Origin of the sequence: Sphingopyxis sp., from assembly GCF_051861155.1 — a bacterium.
Classification (GTDB): domain Bacteria; phylum Pseudomonadota; class Alphaproteobacteria; order Sphingomonadales; family Sphingomonadaceae; genus Sphingopyxis.
Window position 1 is genome coordinate 123,775 of sequence record NZ_JBHYDE010000002.1, and the last position, 18,598, is coordinate 142,372.

General features: G+C 64.5%; 10 protein-coding genes and 1 pseudogene. 5 read left to right on the top strand and 6 right to left on the bottom strand.

Going from position 1 to position 18,598, the window contains the following annotated elements; translation table 11 throughout:
- Positions 1–174: 174 nt before the first annotated feature.
- From ACTIFP_RS03910 to ACTIFP_RS03920, 3 genes are all read right to left on the bottom strand, one after another.
- Positions 175–1,125 carry a M23 family metallopeptidase gene (locus tag ACTIFP_RS03910; RefSeq protein WP_439567406.1) on the bottom strand — a complete coding sequence of 317 codons (951 nt, stop codon included), beginning with the start codon at positions 1,123–1,125 and terminating at the stop codon, positions 175–177.
- A gap of 504 nt (positions 1,126–1,629) precedes the next feature.
- Positions 1,630–3,840, bottom strand: a complete 2,211-nt coding sequence (locus ACTIFP_RS03915; RefSeq protein WP_439567407.1) for a calcium-binding protein — start codon at positions 3,838–3,840, stop codon at positions 1,630–1,632.
- 258 nt (positions 3,841–4,098) lie between these two features.
- Entirely contained in the window at positions 4,099–5,682 is a 1,584-nt protein-coding gene (locus ACTIFP_RS03920) for a TolC family protein (RefSeq protein ID WP_439567408.1), read from the bottom strand.
- Positions 5,683–6,046: 364 nt separating this feature from the next.
- Between ACTIFP_RS03920 and ACTIFP_RS03925 the strand changes: the two genes are divergently transcribed.
- From ACTIFP_RS03925 to ACTIFP_RS03945, 5 genes are all read left to right on the top strand, one after another.
- A complete protein-coding gene (locus tag ACTIFP_RS03925; RefSeq protein WP_439567409.1) occupies positions 6,047–7,249 on the top strand; it encodes a helix-turn-helix transcriptional regulator in 1,203 nt (400 codons plus the stop codon).
- A 2-nt stretch (positions 7,250–7,251) separates the two neighbouring features.
- A complete protein-coding gene (locus ACTIFP_RS03930; RefSeq protein ID WP_439567410.1) occupies positions 7,252–9,048 on the top strand; it encodes a type I secretion system permease/ATPase in 1,797 nt (598 codons plus the stop codon).
- Complete coding sequence (locus tag ACTIFP_RS03935) at positions 9,045–10,409, top strand: HlyD family type I secretion periplasmic adaptor subunit (RefSeq protein WP_439567411.1); 1,365 nt, start codon at positions 9,045–9,047, stop codon at positions 10,407–10,409. The genes ACTIFP_RS03930 and ACTIFP_RS03935 overlap by 4 nt, the downstream gene beginning before the upstream one ends.
- 106 nt (positions 10,410–10,515) lie before the next feature.
- Positions 10,516–12,681, top strand: a complete 2,166-nt coding sequence (locus ACTIFP_RS03940; RefSeq protein WP_439567412.1) for a BamA/TamA family outer membrane protein — start codon at positions 10,516–10,518, stop codon at positions 12,679–12,681.
- Positions 12,682–12,976: 295 nt separating this feature from the next.
- Positions 12,977–13,342, top strand: a complete 366-nt coding sequence (locus ACTIFP_RS03945) for a helix-turn-helix domain-containing protein (RefSeq protein WP_439567801.1) — start codon at positions 12,977–12,979, stop codon at positions 13,340–13,342.
- 723 nt (positions 13,343–14,065) lie between these two features.
- Here ACTIFP_RS03945 and ACTIFP_RS03950 read toward each other — a convergent pair.
- From ACTIFP_RS03950 to ACTIFP_RS03960, 3 genes and pseudogenes are all read right to left on the bottom strand, one after another.
- A pseudogene (locus tag ACTIFP_RS03950) lies at positions 14,066–14,464 on the bottom strand (peroxiredoxin family protein); the annotation flags it as partial.
- Between the two features lie 89 nt (positions 14,465–14,553).
- On the bottom strand, positions 14,554–15,501 hold the full coding sequence (locus tag ACTIFP_RS03955; protein WP_439567413.1) for a DUF4886 domain-containing protein: 948 nt from the start codon (positions 15,499–15,501) through the stop codon (positions 14,554–14,556).
- Position 15,502: 1 nt separating this feature from the next.
- On the bottom strand, positions 15,503–18,583 hold the full coding sequence (locus tag ACTIFP_RS03960) for a TonB-dependent receptor plug domain-containing protein (protein WP_439567414.1): 3,081 nt from the start codon (positions 18,581–18,583) through the stop codon (positions 15,503–15,505).
- Positions 18,584–18,598: the final 15 nt, after the last annotated feature.

Sequence of the window (18,598 nt, forward strand, 5' to 3'; positions counted from 1 at the left end):
ATAAATTGTAAATTTGTTCAGGAAAACTGTCGCATTGTGAATATGAATTGATAGAAATTCGTCACGAACGCGATGTTTTATCAATAAAAATAATCTTGAAATTGATAATAATTTTCCAAAATGTTGACCTATATATCATAGATAGGGGTGTCGCTTGGTACTAAGATTTGCGGCCTATTTTATCGATCCGGACGTTTCGATTTGCGCGACGACCGCGTCTCTGCGTTGCAATCTGTATCGGCCGACATAACGCCCGCTCGGCCAGCCCGTCGCCGGAGCGCGTTTGCCGCTATAGGCGAACCAGCTGAGGCCGCCGTCTTCAACGACCGTCTGCTGGTCGTGAACGATCTGCCCCTTTGGTCCGATGATCGAAAAGAGCTGGCGGTCGCCGGCGCGCGCGCCAATCGCATCGACCCACAGGATCAGCGGCGCTTGCCGTCCGACCAGCCCCGGTGGCGGGTCGCGTTCGGCGACCGCCCGGGCGGGCACTGTTGAGGCCAGGCCGCCGGTGATCACCGCAGCGGGTTCGTAGCCCAGCCGCTGCGCCGCGGTCGGTGCCCAAAGGCCCGCGAGCCGGACATCACTATTGCAAGCGGGCAGCGGCGCGGTGCCGACGAAAGGATCGACCGCCTCGCCGCGGTGACGAACGGTAAAATGAAGATGCGGAAACTCGCTGTTACCCGACAAACCGATCATCCCGATGCGCGCGCCAGCCGCCACGCGCTGTCCCGGACGGACGCCGATGCTCCCCTGGCGCAGGTGGCTGTACTGTGTCTGCCAGCCGTCGCCATGGTCGATGACGACGGCATTGCCCGCGTCCTTGCCGTCCGTCACTGCGCGGGCATCGACGCTGACGTCAGGCTCGCCGTCGCGGGTGCGCAGCACCGTGCCCGCCGCCGCGGCGACCACTGCGAATCCGGCTCGCATGTCCGCCATCGTGCGCAGGCGGACGTCGATCCCGTCGTGGCCGTTCGTCGTCAGCAATCCGCAGCGATAATCGCGGCGGCCCGGACCGGGATCATGATCGACCAGCTTCTGGATTAGGCAGGATTGGCCGATCGTGCATTCGACCGGAAAGCCAAAGGCGGGGGTAGCGTGCGCGGGCGGCGGCTGTAGCGACGCCATGGCCAGCGAAAAGGAAAGGAGGAACGCGTGCATCATGGTCGGACTCTTGTTGCGGACACGATGTTCGCGGCGCAAAAGTGACGATCGATGGAGCTTCGACGCCGGCCGCCGCCAGGGGGCGTGGCGGCGGACACGGCTAGCCAGCAGGAGCTGACCGAACTCGAAGACCTGCCAAGTGCCGGTGGCCAAAATGACCCGCCGGGTCGTCGGCAGAACTCTTACTTTTCTTACACCCTGTCTCTGCAGACCCGCTTGGCTAAAGCAGGCATCGTTAGGATGATTCTTGCCCTGTCATCCTTCCGTCAAAATTGGCGGAAATCGCGGTTTACTGCCATTCCCTGATGGGGACATCGCGAAATTTGGCCCCTTGAGCGACGCTATTTGGTTGGGACGTCGGCGAAATATTTCGGCGCATCGACAACGAAAAAGGAGGGCAGGCCGCGGCCTGCCCTCCAAGTATGCAGAGGTCCGTCGAGGAGTGGCTCCCCGTACGAAGCCTTGTCCTCAGACGAACGTGATCATGTCATAGGTCGCGTTGCCCTGGCTGTACGCATTGAGCGCAGCAACCGAGTCATAGGCACCGGCTGCGGCGAGCGCCGCGATCGGAGCCGAAGCGCCTTCCCAGAAGTCTTCGATGATGACCGAACCGGCCGCCGTGAAGACCAGGACGTCGAGCGCGTCGCCTTGTCCATCCCAGTCGCCGGTGATGACGAGCATATCGACGTTGGGATCAAATCCGGCATCGACATCGAACACCAGCGTATCGCGGTTCGCGAGGTTGAAGTCGCGGCCAGATCCCAGGAAGCCCGGTGCACCGATCACATCATTGCCGAAGCCCGGCGACGCGTCGGTCGAGTCGAACTTGAACAAGTCCTTGCCCGTGCCGCCCGACATATGGTCGTCGCCTTCGCCACCGGTGATCGAGTCGTTGCCCTGTTCACCTTCGATATAGTCATCGCCAAGGCCACCATTGATGGTGTCATTGCCGGTGTCACCAAAGATGGTGTCATCCCCGTCATCGCCGTTCATGACATCTTGGCCAAAGCCGCCTTGCATGAAGTCGTTGCCGTTGCCGCCCGACATGGTGTCGTTGCCGCCACCCGGAAGGCCCAGACCGTCCGTCGCCAGGTCACCCGACATGAAGTCGTCGCCATCGCCACCGAACATGGTGTCGTTGCCAGCTTCACCAGCCAGGAAGTCGTTGCCGTCGTTGCCGTTGATGGTGTCATTGCCGGTACCGCCAAAGATTTGGTCGTTGCCGTCATTGCCCGACAGATTGTCGTTGCCGGCGTTGCCAAAGATCAGGTCGTTGCCAGCATCACCCGTCACAACATCGTTGCCGTTGTTGCCGCTGATGTTGTCATTGCCGGTACCACCGGAAATGTTGTCATTGCCATCGTCGCCCGACAGGGTGTCATCGCCGGCGTCGCCGTTGATAACGTCGTCGCCTTCGTCGCCGTTGACCGTGTCGTTGCCGTTGCCGCCCGAGATGAAGTCGGCATCAGTGGTCGACGGATCGGACGGATCAAAGAAGGGATCCCCGTTGCCGCGGATCACATCGTCGCCGTCGTCGCCATACAGGTCGTCGTCGCCGCTCTGACCCCAGATGAGGTCGTCGCCGGCGTCGCCATGGACAAGGTCGTTGCCGTCGTTACCGTTCAGCGTGTCGTTATCGGCACCGCCGCCGATGTCGTCGTCGTCGGCACCGCCCTGAACGAAGTCGAGGCCATTGCCGCCACGAATGACGTCGTTGCCGGCATCACCGTCCAGTTCGTCATCGCCATCTTCGCCGAGGAGGGCGTCGTCGCCCTCGCCGCCGTCGAGCTGGTCAAAGCCGGTGCCGCCCAGGACGAGGTCGTTGCCGTCGTCACCCCAGAGCAGGTCGTCGCCGGATTCACCGAGGATGGTGTCGTTGCCACCCTGACCGAACACTTGATCGTCGCCGGCACCGCCTGCGATGAAGTCGGCATGGCCAGCACCCGGGTTGTAGCCGCTCTGGTTATAGGCATAGTCGGGATCGGCATTGCGGCCGACGCCGGCATCGCCGAAGATCACGTCATTGCCGTCGCCGCCGAACAGTTGATCGACGCCATTGGCGTTGGTGCCGCCGTCGATATAGTCGTCGCCGGTGCCGCCAACCACCACGTCGGTTTCGGTGCCGCCGAACAGATTGTCCTGGCCCGAGCCGCCGTCGATCGTGTCGTTGCCCGCATTGCCTTCGATGCGGTCATCGCCCGATTGGCCGTTGAGCGTATCGTTGCCGGCATCGCCGCGGATATAGTCGTTTCCGCCGCCACCCCAGGCCGTGTCGTTGCCGGCACCGCCGAGCAGCGTGTCGTTGCCGTCAGCACCGCCATTGTCATCGCCGGTATAAACGACGTTTCCGGGTCCGACGACGACGAACGACGCTTGGTCGCCGATCAACGTGTCGTTGCCGGTGCCGCCATCGACGCGATCATTGCCGCTGCGGCCGATGACATTGTCGTCACCCGCATCGCCGTACAGATCGTTGTCGAAATTGTTGCCATACACGGTGTCGTTCCCGCCATTGCCGCGCGCATTGTACGGCAGGGTGGAGGTCGAGACGATCGCATTGAGGTCGATAAAATCGACCGCGTTGGTCCCGAGTACTTGACCGCGCGACGTTGGCAATTTTGCCGTCGTCGGAGCGTTAGAAGGAGTAACTGTAGGCATTTCGCTATCCTCTTCTTTCATGGGTCGCAGGGATGCGTTTTCGCCGACTCGGCTTGATCATCCCCCCAATGGCCACGAAAGCTCGAGGCCATGACGATGGGATATGGCGGGGCAGGGGGACCGAATATTCCTGCTTGGGGACATGGCGGATAATTTTGTGAAGTGGTTCATTTTGGGGCAGATCGTTGCTTCAAATCGGCACCGATTTTGCCCCGACGCGCGGATTTCCGCGGTTCCGCCGCGGGGCGGAACATGCCTGTAAAAACGCGAACTCTGATTTTAGTTCAGCTTGCGCCCCAGCGCCGACGATGCAGGGCGCGCCACCCCGGACGCCGTGCCGACTCCGTCATTGGCCGGACGATCGGGCGCCGGGTCCGGCGCGCGGCCCAGCGCCGACATCTGCGGCCGCGACGATGCCGACGGGTCGGCGGCCGCTTTGCCCGTGCTGGCCACGACCGGCCTTCCGAGCGCGGACATGCCGGGGCGGTCAAAGGTGTCGGCGCCGCAGCAGCGCCCGTCGAGAATCGCCTTGGCATCGAGCCGACCGGTCGCCGCCAGCAGGCTGGCGCGGGCAACGAATTCGTTGCGGTGCGCGCGTTCCAATGTGACGCGCGCGGACAGCAGCTCATTCTGGGCATTCAGCACGTCGGTCAGGGTGCGGTTCCCGCCGACAGCTTCCTTCTTGATACCCTCGGCGGCTTCCTGGGTTGCCGCCACCGCCGCCTCGGCCGCGGTGATCGTGCTCTTTGCCGATTGCCAGCGGGTCCAGCTGCTCGCGACATCCTCGGCCACCGTTCGCACCGCGATGTCGGTTTGCGACAGGCGCTGATCGCGGACGGCGCGCGCGCGGCGCACCTCGGCATGGTCGCGCGGCAGGAAAATCGGCACGCGCAGCTCCAGCCCGTAATAGAGCGACGAGCGGTCGTCGGGATATTTGCCCGTGAAGGTGTTGGTCGCGCCGCCGGTCAAATAGTCGTAACCGCTGACGGCATCGAGTTGCGGGAGCAGGGCGCCGACGGCGAACTTTACCCCCGACTTACCCGCCTGGGCGTTGAGCCGCGCCGCCCGGAGCCGCGGTTCGTTTTCGAGCGCGGCCTTTTGGGCGGCGGCGAGCGAGGAGGGAATCGGTGCGAGCGGCGGCAGCGGCGGGACCATCGTCCCCGATTGACCGCTGACATTGCGGAACCGATGCCCGTCGACGCCCAGCTCCTCGGTTGCGGCGAGCACCCCGGCTTGCGAGGTCGCGAGCCGTGCCCGCGCCAGTTCCTCGTCGGTGCGCGTGGCCTCGCCGAATTCAAGCCGGCGCGACGTCGCGCGCAGCTGCTCGCCGATCGCCTCGCTCTGCGCCTGCGAATATTGCAGGATCTTGCGGTTCAGGTGCACGTCGGCCGCGCTGGTCAGCATTTCGAGCAAGATGTCGGAAGTAATGGCGTCGAGCCCGGCGCTCGCCGCTTCCAGCTCCGCCTTGGCGATTTTGACGGAATTATAGGTCCGGTCGCCGTCGTAAAAGCGTAGCCGCGCCTCGATCCCCGCCTGACCGGCGGTATATCGTGCGTCGTTGGTGCTGCTGCCGTTCTTGATGTCGATCTCGCGCCGTTGGACCGTGCCGTTCGCCTCGATCGTCGGCAGGTAGCCGGCTTCGGCCGCTTGCAGCCGTGCCTCGGTGATCTTTACCTGCTGACGCTGCGCGGCGATTTCCGGGTTCGATATGATGACCTGGCGGGCCAGCGCGGCCATCGTGCTCGACGGCGCGATGGCGGGCGACGCGGATTGCGCCCACAGCGGAGTCGCTGCGACGGCGAACGTCGCTGCGGCGGCGGGCGCGCCGAGTGCGCTCGCCCAAAAAGTCCATGATTTGCGCACGTCACCCCTCCTGAATCGTCGCAGATTCGAGTGCCGACCCCCTTTTTTATAATGTCCAAAGAGTAATGCGCCGCGGCGGAGTGGGAAACTACCCTAACGGATATGTCCGAGGGGATAATAGACTCGATCCGCCGAATCGAAATAGACAATGGACGTCGCTTGCAGCCGTCACGGCAGGCGACGCTATCGAGAGATTCGCATCAATCGACAGCCAACGCCGGGTAGAAAATGCTTCAGGCAGCCCCGGCGGGTGCGTGCGTTCTGGACCGTACTCAGAGCATCGCGCCAGATATCATGGTCGCGCGTGAATCCCCTGTTGCGAACTTTGGCTTCGCTTCGGGAACGATGTTTTTTGGGGGCCATAATGTCAGCGACCATGGAATTTTCGACGCATTATGCAGAAACAGTCCGCGACGACGCGCACCTGTTCGAAGGGGTGTCCGAATATCATTCTCACGACGTCGCGGCGGGCCAGTCGCCGTCGGTCGACGTCGCGGCGAACACGCGGCGGCTTTGGCATGACTATCTCGCGCAATTCGACGTCGCATCGGCAATTTTGACCGTCGCACTTCCGGGTGCGGGCGGCCAGCGGCATGCCTTTCTGATCGGTTTCGACAAGGTCCGCGGCGATGCCGCAGCAACCCGGCACTTGCTGGCAATGATGGAAGATGTCTGGGCGCGGATCGGCGAACAGCCGGTGCACCATTTCCAGTTTTCGGGCGCTCTATTTGGTGCAGGACCCGTCGCGGACGCCGATTCCGGTGCGGACGCTCCGCTCCACAGCGGCATCGCGATCCAGATGAAGCGCGAGGGCAAGGCCATTCGCGCGCTGTTCTTCCGGCCCGACAGCACCGCGCATTTCAGTGATCGCGATGCCGCGTCGCTGCAACTGATCGCGCCGTTGCTCGCCGAATCGGCAACCGGCGTCGCGCAGCTTGCTCACCAGTCGCAGCGCTCAGCGATGCTCGAGGGGATGTTCGACCGCGTGTCGATGGCGATGGCGCTGCTGTCGGCAGACGGCCAGCCGCTGTTCCTGAACAGCGCCGCGACCGGATTGGTTGAACAACGCAAATGGCTGATCCGCGGCGCCGATGGCACGATCGTCGCTGCCAATCCGGGGCAGGCCAAACAGCTGCGCGAGAGCATCCGGCGCGCCGCCACCGCAGCGCCCGATGCGCCGGTCGAGGATGTCTTCCGGCTCGATTGCCGCGACGGCGAATGGCGCCTCGCTTATGTCATTTCCGCCAAATCGCGGACGGGCGACAGCATGACGCGCTGCGCGATGGTCATCATCATGGGCCCGGGCAAGGTCGACGCGCCGACCTCGCTACTCGAAGCGCTGGGCCTGCTGCCGTCCGAACAGCGCTTTCTAGGCCATTTCCTGAAATCGAGCAGCCTGTGCAATGCGGCAGAGGGGTGCGGCCTGTCGGAAGAGACGGCGCGGACCTATTTGAAGCGCGTGCGCGCCAAGCTGGGTGTCCACCGCCAGATGGAGCTTGCCGGGTTGATCTCGGGGCTCGTGCTGCCGCTGCACGCCGCGGATAGTCCAGCTCTCTGGGAGCGCTAAACATGGCCTGGAACCCCCTCGCGGTTGGGCGGGCGTCCACCAATCCGGACAATCTGCTCAAAAATCTGCTGATCCCGCAAAAGCCGATCGCGGTGCGGCTGATCCTGTTCTCGGCGATCACCAACATGGCGGCGCTCGCCATGTCGCTGTACATGATGCAGGTCTTCGACCGCGTCCTGACCAGCCAGAGCAAGGACACATTGTTCTTCCTGGCACTGGCGATCACGCTGGTGATCGGACTCGGTTCGATCCTCGACGGCATCCGCCAGCAGGTCGCAAATCGTGTCGGTACCTGGATGGCGCAGCAATTGGGCCCGACGCTGTTGCTGCGCTCGCTCGAACAGCGGCTGATCGCGCCGAACGTCCGGCTCGAGGCGCTGCGCGAAATGACGCAGGTCAAGAATTTCATTTCGACCCCGACGGTTTTCAGCGTCGTCGATATGCTGTGGGTGCCCCTTTATCTGCTCGTCGTGTTCCTGCTGCATCCGGTGTTTGGGCTGATCTCGGCCGTCGGCGCAGCGATGCTGTTCGGGCTGACCTGGTATAATGAGCGGATCACCCGCACCGCGATCAGCGAGACCCAGTCGCTCGCGACCAGCAACATGCAATATGCCGAATCGCTGGTTCGCAACAGCGAAGTGATCGACGCGATGGGGATGGGCAAGGACACCGTCGCGCACTGGCGGACGCGCTATGTTGCCGAAACCGAAGCCGTCGACGGGACGCAGTTCCAGTCGAGCCGAATCCTGGCGTGGATGAAATTCGTCCGCAATCTGGTGCAGGTCGCGGTGCTGGGCGTCGGCGCGCTGCTCGTGCTCGACCAGCAGCTCACCGGCGGCGCGATGATCGCCGGATCGATCCTGATCGCGCGGCTGCTCGCGCCGATCGAGGCGGCGATGAGCTATTGGAAACAGTTCGTGCTGGCGCGCGAAAGCTTAAGTCGGTTGTCGCGGTTCTGCGACCTGCCGACGCCACGCCCGTCGCAGATGGAGCTGCCCAAACCGTCGGGCGGCATGGCGATCGAAAATCTGACCTATGCCGCGCCGGGCATGAAGGGCGCGATCCTGAAGAATGTCAGCTTTACGATCGAACCGGGGACGTCACTGGCGATCGTCGGGCCGTCGGCATCGGGCAAGACCACCTTGTCGCGGCTGCTCGTCGGGGTGCTGAAGCCGCTTTCGGGGCATGTTCGCCTCGACGGCGCCGACACCTTCGACTGGATGCGCAGCGACTTCGGCCCGAACGTCGGCTATTTGCCGCAGGACGTCGAGCTGCTGCCCGGCTCGATCCGCGAGAATATCGGCCGCTTTCGCCCCGATGCGCGCGACGCCGACGTGATCGCGGCGGCCAAGCTTGCCGATTGCCACGAGATGATCTTGCACCTCAACGGCGGTTATGACTGCGTACTCACCGACGGCGGGCACCAGCTGTCAGGCGGCCAGCGCCAGCGCATCGGGCTGGCCCGCGCGCTGTTCGGGCTGCCGCCACTGATCGTACTCGACGAACCTAATGCCAGCCTCGACGCGCGCGGCGATGCCGCGCTGCTGGCGACGATCAAGAAGCTGAAGGCTTTGAACATGACGACGATCATCGTCTCGCACCGCGCCAACCTGCTCGAACTGGCGGACAAGATATTGCTGATGATGGACGGTCAGGTCGCCAAATTCGGCGATGCGCGGACGGTGGTCGAGGAAATGGCCGGCAAGCGGCGCGCGATCCCGACCGGCGAGGGATCGCCGCCGGGCGATCCCGCCAAGACGAACCCGGCGATGTTCAAACAAGGGGGGATGGAAGCATGAACATTCCCTTCCGTCTGGGCGACGACGGCGAACCCGTGCGCCTCGCGCTTCCCGCACCCGACGACGGCCTTGGCGGTCCCAAGGTGGGCGGGTCGTTCCGGCTGGCGCTGATTTCGATCGGCCTGTTCGTGCTTGCCTTTGCGGTCTGGAGCTGGGCGGCGCCGCTCAACAGCGCTGCAATCGCGAGCGGTTTTCTGGAGGCGGCGGGCGGCGGGCGGCGGACGGTCCAGCATCTGGAGGGCGGCATCGTCCGGCAGTTTCTGGTGAAGGAAGGGCAGGAGGTGCGTGCCGGTCAACCGCTGGTGCTGTTCGACGCGACCCAGAATGACGCATCCGATGCCGCGCTGCGGGCGAGCTTTTATGGCCTGCTCGCGCAGGACGCGCGGTTGTCGGCGGAACGGCTGGGGCTGCCCACCGTACGCTATCCGGCAGAATTGCTTGCGGCGGCGGGCGATCCCGAGGTCAAGGAGATCATCGCGGCATCGAATGCCGAATTCGCCTCGCGGCGGCGCGGCCTGTCGGAACAGGCGCAGATCCTGTCGGAGCGCATCGGCCAGTCGAATGCCGACATCCGCAGTTCGGGCGCGCAGATCGCGGCGCTCACCGACCAGTCGAAATTGCTCGACGACGAACAAATGGGTGTCGACATGCTCGTCGATGAGGGGTTGGAGCGCAAATCGCGCCTGCTGGCACTGCAACGGCAAAAGGCGTTCGTCGATGGCGAACGCGGCAAGCTGACCAACAATCTCGACCGGCTGCGCGACACGATCGGCGAGACTCGTGCCCAGATGGTGTCGCTGCGCGGCCAGATGGTGATGGAGGCGACCGGCCAGCAACGCGAAGTCCAGTTGCGCATCGCCGAGGCACGCGAAAAGCTGAAAGTCAGCGGCGACATCCGCGCCCGCCAGCAGGTGATCGCGCCGGTCGCGGGCCGCGTCGCCAATCTGCGGCTGATCACCCCCGGCGGCGTCATCGGGGCGGGCCAGCCGATCCTCGACATCGTGCCGACCTCGGAAAAAATCGTCGTGTCGGCGCGGCTGCGGCCGATCGACATCGACATGGTCCATTCGGGACTGGAGGCAGAAATCAAGCTCACACCCTACAAGGCGCGGGTGATCCCCAATTTGCTGGGTACCGTCAAAGAGGTGAGTCCCGATGCGATCTACGACAAGGAAGCGCAGCAAATCTATTACAAGGTGATCGTCGAGATATCGGCCGAGCAGTTGAAGAAATACCCCGACGTTCGACTGATGTCGGGCATGCCCGCCGAGGTTTATATCGATCTGGGGTCGAGTTCGCTGATGCAATATCTGTTCCAGCCGATGATCGACAGTTTCAATCGATCTTTCCGGGAAGGATGACCCCAACGCGGTTTTGCGAAAGTCAGGAGCCGGCGGTTAGGCCGGTGTAAAAGGGGGGAAGAGGTTGTCGGGATACGGAATATCGTTCCGAGGCGTCCACCAGGCGGTGCAGGGCACCGCGCTGGGCGTCGCGGTGATGTTCGGTATCGGCGAGACGACGCCGCTGCACGCACGCGAACCGGCCATCCTCCAATCCTCGCCTTATCCTGTCCTCCGCCAGTCCACCGCCATGGCGCGGGTGTTGGTGCTGGCCGAAGGGCGGCCGCTGGGCCGCCTGCCGCCGCTCACCACGACGATGCCGCGCGCCGCCGGATCCGACGCCGTCGTTTCGGCGGTGCCGGTCGCGCCCGGACCGGTTGAAGTCTTGGTGGCGACCGTTGAACATCCCGTCGCCGAAGATGACGTCGGCCCGCGCGCGTCCTTTGTGGTCGATTGGGATGCGCCATTTACACCGGCGATGGCCGCCGCGACCGAAGTGGCGGTTGCCGAAACGCCATCGTCAGCGCCTTCCGAGCAGGTCGCGCCGAATGCGGCGACGGCCGCATCCTTCCCGGCGTTCGCTGCCGATATATCGACCGCGCCGTGGTTGGGGGATGGTGGAGCGCGGCGGCCGACGCTCATCGTGCGCGGCGCCGATACGATGCAGAGTGGCGAAGCCGCTGCCAGCGAGCGCCCGACACCCGTCGCGCAGGCGGATGGCGGCGGTCGCGGTGCCAAAGCGACCAAGCGCAGCCGCGGGTCGCGCGCCGCGGCAAAATCGGTGCCGACGCGATTGGAGCCGACCTTCACCGCGCGCTTTCCGCCCTCGGCGCCGGTCATCGCGTTCGATGCGCCGGCGCTGCCGGCCGATATGGTGCATCTCGCCTGCGTCGTTGCATCGCAGAACCGCATGGGGCCGCCCTGCTTCGCGATCGGCGGCATGAAACGCACCGGCCGCAGAGCCGCCGCGAGCATGCGGAGATTTCCAGCGTTCGACGCCGATGTCTCGACCGCTCCCTGGCTCGGCGATCCCGGTTCGCGCCGTGCCTCGCTGGCGGCGCGCCCCGATGCGTCGAAGCTGGGACAGCCGGCCGACGATGACGGAATATATGGCGAAAGCGAAACCGAGGCGGTGCCCGACATCGCGACGGGCATCGACGGCGCCGACGGGCAGGCGAACGAAACTGACCTGCTGTCGATCAAGCCGCTGCCGCGCGGCGGCCTCGCCTTTTCGGGGGGCTATTCGTCGCTCGAAGGGCCGATCGGCACGGTCAAGATTGCGCGCACCAATATCGGCCGGCCGGGGCGCGACATCACCGCCTCGGTGCGCTATTCCAAAATCCAGCGACTGGCCGAATTCGGCGTCGCGGACGCCAATTTCATGGGCAGCAAGCTGTCGGTGGCGCCGACCTTTTTCTATTCGCGATCCACGGCGGTCGGGTTTGACGAACAGGAAAAATCCTCGGTCTTTCGGCAAACCGCGCGCGGGGTGAATTTCTACCTCGGCAAGCCGCTGGGCCGCGGTCTGCGCGTCGCCGCCAACTACCGATATTCCGACGAGGATTTCCTCATCCGCCAAAAAAATGCCCTGTGCGATGTCGGCCTCCACGGCAGCCCCTTTTGCAACGCGCTCGGCCAATCGACGAGCTCGGTGCTCAGCGTCTCGCTCAGCCTCGATCGCCGTGACAGCACGGTCGACCCGACGCGCGGCTTCCAGCTGCGCGTGACGCAGGACGTCGCCGGGCCGGGCGGCACGACGCGTTATGTGCGGACGCGCGTCGGCGGCACCTTTCATCGCCGCCTCAGTGACACTTTCGACGTTTCGCTGGGGATCGAGGGCGGGCTGATGAAGCCGATCGGCGATCGCGAGATTCCGCTATTCGATCGCTTCTATATCGGCGGCAACAGCATGCGCGGTTTCGACCTTCGCGGCATCGGGCCAAAAGTCGTGCCGTTGACCGCGCCCGCGGGTCTGACGACGGCGGTCGGTGGCCGGGCTTATTATGTCGGGCGGCTCGAAGTGTCGTTTCGGCTGGAGGGAGCGATGGAACGGTTCGGCGTATCGCCCAGCCTTTTCGTCGATGCCGGTTCGGTCTTCGGCGCCTCGAAAGCCGAATTATTGCCCGGTGAGCGGCTGATCGGCAACTCGCCGAAGCCGCGGGTCGCGGTCGGCGTCGGCCTGGCGTTCAACGCCGGCCCTGGCAAGCTGCGGTTCAATCTCGCCAAACCCGTCGTGCGGCAAGAGGGTGACCGGGCGAAGACCTTTTCGATCTCTTTGGGGACCGCATTCTGACGCCAAGCGTGGGGCGATAAGCCCGCCGACTGTGCAATCGCGGGACAGCCGACATTTCGCATGTCCCCATCAGGGAATGGCGGAAAACCGCGATTTACGACATGGCTTCAGCGATCGTGGCGCGTTGCTTGAGGGGGGCGTCAATGGATGCGAATGCCATCGAAGAATTCGGCGTCATATCAAGCCGCACTGGCCCCGGCAGCGGCTCGATCGGACTGCCCTTGTGCCGCGGCGTGCAATTGCGATGAGCGCCTCGGCCCACCCCATCGAATATGAAATGGTCGAGCCGTTGCCGATGCGGCTGCGCCGGTTTCGCGAGCAATGCGGCATCAGCCGATCCGAACTCGCGGTGCGGACGGGGCTCAGCAGGCCGACGATCTGGGCGTGGGAGTCGGGCAAGACGCAGCCGCGCCTCAGCAACCTGCGCGTCCTCGCGAACGTGCTCGGCATCTCGCAGCTCGAGCTGGTCGGCGGGCTCGAGGCTGCCGTCCCCGACGACGAGGTTGACGATATGATGTCGACCGACTGGCAACATGGCGAGATCCCAGCGGGCCTGGCCAATCCGCAGCGGCTCAGCATCATGATCTATGCGGCAAAGCTCAGCATCGCGGCCCTCGCCGGGATCAAGGCGCAGAATGTCAAAATTTCGATCGAACTTTGAGCCGGGCCGCCGCGGCTGTTGCCGATAGGCGCCGACCCCTTCGCCCAGATACTGGTTGTTCGCCTCGCGCTGCGCCGCAGCGGCGTCGTCATAGAGAAAGGGCAGGAACGCATAGCGCCGCCCGCGGGTGACCTGCGTCGCCTCGTGGAGCAGTCCGCAGCCAAAGACGATCGCGCCGCCGGGCGGGGGGCGATAAGTGCGTGTCCCGAATTCGGGGAAACGCAGCTCGCCGCCGTCGAAATCGTCGTTGAGGTTGATCGTCACCGCAAAGCGGCGGTGCGCGGTGCCCATCGTCGTATTGTCGCGGTGCGCGCGAAAATGGCCCGCGACCGACGCATCGTAACAGGCGACGATGTAGCGCTCCATGCGGGTCGCGTCGAAGTTGAAGGCGCGCTGGATCACGGGGCGCAGGCAATGGTTCACCCGCGAGCTGAGCGCCCGGCAGAACGGCTGATCCTTGATCGTGACGTCCGACCTGCGCTTGTGGCCATGGTCGATCACCGCCACCGTCTTGCCGTCGACCTCGCGCATGAAGCCCGAATCCTGGCCGCCGTCGGCATCGTACAGCGCGATCAGTTTCTGACAGGTTGCCCGATCGAAGACGCGCGGCACCGACAGCACCGGCGCCCAGTCCTCGGGCGCGCTCTCCGCGATCAGTCGATCGACCAGCGCGAGCGCCTTGTCGGTGTCAGTAATGTGATAACGTCCGGCGACCCGCAATTGCCGGTCGAGGACGATGATATAGGGTTCGTAATGATCGCTCCCCACGCTCCACGCCCCATAGGCGTCGCTGACCGCCCGGTCGTGGTCGAGGATGTAGCGGATTCCAGCGATGCCCGTTTTGACCCGCCCGGCGGTTTCGTCGGCGGGATCGACCGTGATGCCGAAAAAACAGCAGCGGCTGTCGTCGAAGCGGTCGGTGTCGGCCATCAACCTTTTATGTGCGGCAACAACCGGGCCATCGGTCGTCGAACCCATAAAAAACAGCAGAACGGGCCGTCCGGCGACGGTATGAAAAGTATATTGCGGGTTCACATCCAGAACATGCGCCTTGAACCATGGCGCTGCCGATCCGACGACCGGTTTGGGGATTGAATCGGCACTCGTCGCAGATTGTATCATGAACTTGCCCCTCGCCCCCGAGTGATGCCAAAGCTTTTTAGCATTGGGGCAAAATAGGCACAAGCGCCGTTACGCCGCGGTTTGCGGGTTCAGCGCGGATTGATCGTGCGGCTGTTCAGCTCGTCGCTGGCAATTTTTTGCAGTGCCACCGCCTGGTGCTTGCCCAGCCCAAGCTGGTCGGCGCCCTTTTCGTGCGGACCCAGGCTGGCGGGATCGACCCCGGTGATGGCGCCAAAGGTGACCAGCGCGGCGAGATAAGACCCCGCGATGCTGGCATGATAATGGTCATAGGCCCACAGGTCGACCTGGCCATAGGCGATGCCGTCATAGGGGTTGGGGTCGGCGACCCCCGCCGCCATCGCGCGGTTCCACGCCTGGCCGATCGGCACGATCGCGGCGATCGCCGGATCGGCGTCGCGCGCTCGCTCGGCGGCGGCGCGAAGCTCGTCGGCCATCGCAGTCACGGGCTTGCCATACCATTTGCCCGCGGGCTGGTATGTCTGGTCGGCGCGGGTCCAGGTCGACGCCAGCCGGATTTCGACCGCCGGATTGTGTGCCCGGAACAGCGCCGCCAGCCGCGCAACGTCGCGCAGATAGTTGGTGGGGTCGCCGGGCCTGTCGCGGTCGAGCGTGCTGTGTTCCTGCAGCACGACGACGTCCCACGCGCGGTCGAACCGTGCGCGCCGCTCGTCATAATGAAAGCCGAGCGACTTGCCGCCCTGCGTTTCCAGGCTGACGTCATAGGCAAGCCCCGCCTGTTCGCAGAACGCCTTGAACAGCGCTGGTACCCCGCCATAACCGGTGCCGTTGAGGTCGGTCACCTTGTCCGCGCCCCAGTTGCGCGCCGCCGAATGGGCGCCTTGGGTAAAGCTGTTGCCGATGAACAGGATCGTACGCGCCGCCGCTTTTGCGGGTGGGACAGAGGGTGCCGCGCCGGCGGCGGTCGGCGCGGGCGCGCTCTCCTTTGCCAGCCCCGCCGGCGCGACGGCGAGCGCGGCGCAGCCGATGAAAAGCCAGATGCCGTGCGCGCGTTTCATGTCAGAACTCCGTGGTGACCGAGGTGTACCAGTAGCGGCCATAGGGGCTGTAAAGCGATCCCAGATAGCCTTCCGAGGTAAGCGGCGGTTTCTTGTCGGCGATGTTGCGCACCCCGACCCGCCAGCGCATGTCGCCGCCGATGCCGTCGCGGTCGCGAATGCGAACCTGGGCATAAAGATTGGCGGTAACCTGCGATTTCACCCGCCACGGATTGCCGTTCGCGTCGACAAAACCCAGCTCGTCGACCGCCCCGGTATAGCGGGCGAGGGCGCCGATCTGGAACTGACCGAGCGACCAGGTCAGCGACGCCGTGCCGCGCCATTTCGGACGGCCGTTGGCCTCGATCAGATTCTGCGTTTCGGGCAGCGGGGTGGCGGCGTTGATGTCGCCGTCGGCGCGCGCCGCGACCAGTGCATCGACCGTATCGCCCGGCGCCCGCGCAAATTTCAGCAGTCGCGTCGCATTGACCGAAAAATCGAACTTGCCCGCGCCGGTCTTTGGCGATTGCCAATAGAAGGCGAAATCGAGCCCGCGCACCGTCTGCGGCAGCAGGTTGACGAACTGATCGCGCACCGTCGTGATCCGGCCGACCGGCGCGATACCGGTCCCGGCAAAGGCGGCAATATCGTCGGCGTTGGCGGCGTCGCGGATGACATTCGGGTTCGACGATCCCTGCAAGCGGAGCAAATAGTCGAGCGCGATCGCGGTATCGTTGCCGAGGATGCCGACGATGCCCTTTTGCCGGATCGACCAATAATCGACGGTGAAGGTCACCCGCCCCAGATCGGACGGGAGGAACGCGGGTTCGAACACCGCACCCAGATTATAGTTGGTGCTCTTTTCGGGCTTCAGCTCGGGGTTGCCCGACACGCGGCGCGAATAGCCGACATTGTTGCCGCACGCGGTGAAGCTGGTGATTCGCCCGGCGCGCAAATCGACTTCGCAGCGCAGGAAATCCTGGCTGGTCGCGAGCCGGGCATATTCGACCGCATTGACCTGTTCCAGATTGGGCGCGCGAAAACCCTGTGAAAAGGAACCGCGGAAGCGCAGGCCGTCGACCACGTCCCACGCCGCGGCGATCTTCGGCCGGGCGACGCTGCCGAAATCGCTATAATGTTCGTAACGTCCCGCCAGCTGTACGTCGAAACGCCGCACCAGCGGGATGTTCATCTCTTCCGAAACCAGCGGCAGCGCGAGCTCGGCATAAGCCGCCGCTACGGTGCGCTTGCCATAGGTGTCGGGATTGTCGCTGACCGCCGCAGCGTCGCTGATCGTTACCGCGCCGGTCACCGCATCGATGAAGGGGTTCGACCCGTCGACGGCGGCGTCGCGGTCGTCGCGCTGCGTCTCGCGGCGGACTTCGGCGCCGAACGCCATGCCGATGTCGCCGCCGGGCAGGGCGATCAGGTCAGCACGCGAGGCGCGAAAATCGCCCATCGTCAACGTTGTCTTGGACCGGCGGTGGAGCTGGAAACCGATCGCGTCGATCGCGGCCTGCGAACTAGGTGTGCAGTCGCCGAAGCTTGGGGTCGCGATGCAGCCACCGTTGAACGGATTATAGGCATCGGGGGTCGACAGCGCGAGGCTTTGTTGCAGCGCCGAACTGCGCACCGCAAAGCTGTTGTCATGCGCGTTCGCCTCCGAATAGACGAATGCGCTGTCCCATTTGAAGCCCGCGGTCTCGCCGCGCACGCCGATCAGCGCGCGCAGCTGTTCGCCGGTCACTCTGACCGTCTGCGGCCCAGCATCGACGAAGCGATAATTGGTGAGCAGCACCGGGAGCCCCGCCGCGGGTACATTGACCAGCCCGGGAATGCGGTTGGGATTGGGCTGGCCGTTGATCGTCGTCGGGCCGAACGGGTTGTAATAATTGCTCGCCGGAATCCAGATCTGGTTGAGATTGATCACCGGCGGCTGCAACCGGAGCGTGTCAGAATAATAATAACCGAACTCGCCGAACAGCGCCAGTGTATCGGTGAGGTCGTAGTGACCGTTGGCAAAGGCGTTGTACCGCTCGACCCGCGGCATGACCGTGGTGCCGACCGCTGTGTCATAGCGCAGGTCGCGAAAATTGCCTGCGGTCGCCAGCGCGGTGTTGACCAGGCAGAGGTCGGCGGTGAGCGCCTGGGTGCAACCGCCGAAGCGGGTCGGGCGCACCGTGAATGCCCCCGCTGCGGTGGTCAGGTTGGTGGTGCCGCGGCGGGGGCGTCCGCCGGTGACCGGCACCGCCAGCCCGGGCCAGGTGCCGCGCGTCGCGCGTGCGTCGGGCGTCGTCGATCCGGCAAAGTCCGGTTCGTTGGCGAACAGCGGTCGCAGGTCGGCCGAGGCGGTGAAATCCTGATCCTCGGCGCGCAATGCCGCGCGGTGGGTATATTCGAGCGATACCGTGATGTTGCCGCGATCGAAATTCTTGCCGACGAGGACGCTGCCCTGAAACTCGCGCAAATGGGTGCCCTCGGCGCCGCCATATTGCGCCTGCAGCCGCAGGCCGTCGTAATTGTCCTTGAGCACCGTGTTGACGACCCCCGCGACAGCATCGGAGCCATAGAGCGCCGCTGCGCCGTCGAGCAGCACCTCCAGCCGCGACAGCCCGGTGGTCGGGATCGCGTTCGAATTATAGCTGAGTACCGGGACCGTGCCGGTGTCGGACAGGCCCTGGCTGGCGGGATGGGTGACGACCCGGCGACCGTTGAGCAGGACGAGCGTGTTGCCGACGCCCAGCGAGCGCAGATTGATCGACCCGACGTCACCGCGCGCCGCGTTGCTTGTCTGCGCGTTGTTGCCGGGGTTGAAGCTGACGTCGCCCATCTGGGGAATATTGCGGATCAGTTCGTCGCCGCTGACGGCGCCGATCGCATCGATCTTGTCCTGGCCGACGACGACAACGGGCAGCGCTTCGGTCACACGCGCGCCCTCGATCCGGGTGCCGACGACGACGATCTCGGCGGCCTGACTTTCGTCGGTGGCCGTCTGTTCGCTGGCCTGTCCGGCGGATGCAGCATCCTGCGCGCGGGCGGGCGCCGCGGCGAACAGGCCGATCGCCGTGCTCGCCAGCAGCATTGCCGAAGTGGAACCCCTCATAGCCATTCTCCCTTT